Genomic DNA, 2215 nt, shown 5'->3' on the forward strand with positions numbered 1-2215 from the left:
TCCGCTGTGAGGGCTTCACCGCCGAGGATGAGGGTGCCGGTGGGCGACGTGGTGCTCGGAAGGGTCGTGAGGAGGGGCAGGTGGCTGGGGGTGGCTTTGATGAGGGTGGGTTGGGTGGTGGTGTGTTCGAGCGTGGTGGTGAGGTGGACGGTTCCGCCGTTGGTGAGCGGTGTCCACAGGGCGGTGATGGTCAGGTCAAAAGCGAGAGGCGAGTGGAGGGTGGTGATACCGCTGGTGGCGGGGTAGGCAGCCCGGGCATGGTGGAGGTAGGTGGTCAGGGCGTGGTGGTCGATGATGACGCCCTTGGGGCGGCCGGTGGAGCCCGAGGTGTAGATCATGTAGGCCGCATGTTGGGGTGAGTGCGCCGCTGCCCGGTCGTTGTCGGTGACGTCGTCGGTGGAGTGGTGGGCGTAGTCCGACAGCGGCACCGGTTCGGTGAGGGTGAGTGCGGGGGTGGCGTCGTCGAGCATGTACTGGATGCGTTCGGCGGGGTAGTCGGGGTCGATCGGGAGGTAGGCGCCGCCGGCTTTGAGTACGGCGAGCATGGTGATGACCGTGCCCAGCGACTTCGGCAAGGCGAGCGCCACGAACTGCTCGGCTCGCACCCCCTGGGCGATGAGGTGCCGGGCCAGCTGGTTGGCTTGCCCGTTCAACTGCCTGTAGGTGAGGGTCTTCCCTTCACAGACCACAGCCTGGGCGTCCGGGTTTTCCGCGGCCTGTTGGGCGACCAGTTCGTGCAGGGGAATTTCCGGGATGTCGGTGCTGGTCCCGTTCCACTCCACCAGCACCCGCTCACGCTCGGCCGTGCTGATGACCTCGACGTCATGGATGCGCCGATCAGGCGTCGACGTCACGGACTCCAGGACGCGGATGAAGCGTTCCGTGATGGCCGCGGCCGAGGCGTGCTCGAAGAGATCTGTGCTGAAGTCGAGTGCGCCATCGATGCCGAGCGGGCGGCGCTCGCTGTCGAACGACTCCGCGAAGGCGAAGGAGAGGTCGAATTTCGAGGCTGTCCGGTCGATCTCTTGAGGCGTGACCCGCAGTCCGGGAAGCTCGGCGATCTCGTTCAGTGCCCCTTCGTGGTCCGTGTTGTTGAAGGTCAGCAGGACTTGGAAGAGAGGGTGGTGGGAGAGGGTGCGGGTGGGGTTGAGGGCTTCGACGAGTTGCTCGAAGGGGAGGTCCTGGTTGCTGTAGGCGGTCAGATCGGTGGTGCGGGTGCGGCCGAGCAGTTCCCGGAAGGTGGGATTGCCGGCCGTGTCGGTGCGCAGGACGAGCGTGTTGACGAAGAAGCCGATGAGGTCGTCGGTCGCGTCGTCGGTGCGTCCTGCGACGGAGGTGCCGATGGGGATGTCGGTCCCGGCGCCGAGTCGGGTGAGGAGGGTCGCCAGCGCCGCCTGGACCACCATGAAGATGCTCGTGTTCGAGTTCCGCGCGAGTTCCGTCAATCGCGTATGCAGTTCGGCCGATATGGCCAGGGGGACCCGGCCACCGCGATAGTTCGCGACGGCAGGCCGGGGCCGGTCGGTGGGCAGGTCGAGCTGATCCGGCAGGCCGGCGAGTGTCTGCCTCCAGTAGCCGAGTTGAGCGCTCGCGGCGCTGTCCGGATCGCCGTCGTCGCCGACGATGTCGCGCTGCCACAGCGCGTAGTCGGCGTACTGGACGGCGAGAGGTGCCCACCCGGGAGCATTGCCTGTGCTGCGGGCGGCGTACGCGGTGGTCAGATCCCGGGCCAGCGGACCACGTGACCAGGCGTCACTGGCGATGTGGTGGATCAAAAGCAGGAGTACGTGTTCTTCGTCCGAGACGCGGAAGAGCCAGGTGCGGACGGGGAGTTCCGAGGTGAGGTCGAAGCAGTGTGCGGCTGCCTTGGTCAGCCTCTCTTCCAGTTCGTCTCCGGAGACCGGTTCGGTCTCGAAAGGCACCTCGACGGAGCTCGCCGGCAGGACAACCTGGTAAGAGCCCTGGTCGTCCTCGGCGTACAGCGTGCGCAGGCTCTCGTGCCGGACGGTGACGTCCTGGACAGCGGCTTGCAGAGCGTTCCGGTCGAGTGCTCCGGTGAGGCGGAGAGCCGTGACGGTGTTGTACGTGGAGTTGGGTCCCTCCAACTGGTGCAGGAACCAGAGGCGCTGCTGGGCATAGGACAGCGGTAGGCGCTCCGGTCGCACACGGACGGCCAAGGGCGTACGGGCGCGTTCGGCGTCGTCGAGGATGGTGC

1 protein-coding gene is annotated in these 2215 nt (G+C 66.8%); it reads right to left on the reverse strand.

The window, feature by feature from the left end; genetic code table 11:
• Positions 1 to 2215 (reverse strand): condensation domain-containing protein (locus HY68_RS33375; protein ID WP_157874541.1); only part of this gene is annotated, 2215 nt, incomplete at both ends.

It is taken from the genome of Streptomyces sp. AcH 505 (assembly GCF_000818175.1).
In the GTDB taxonomy this organism is placed as follows: domain Bacteria; phylum Actinomycetota; class Actinomycetes; order Streptomycetales; family Streptomycetaceae; genus Streptomyces.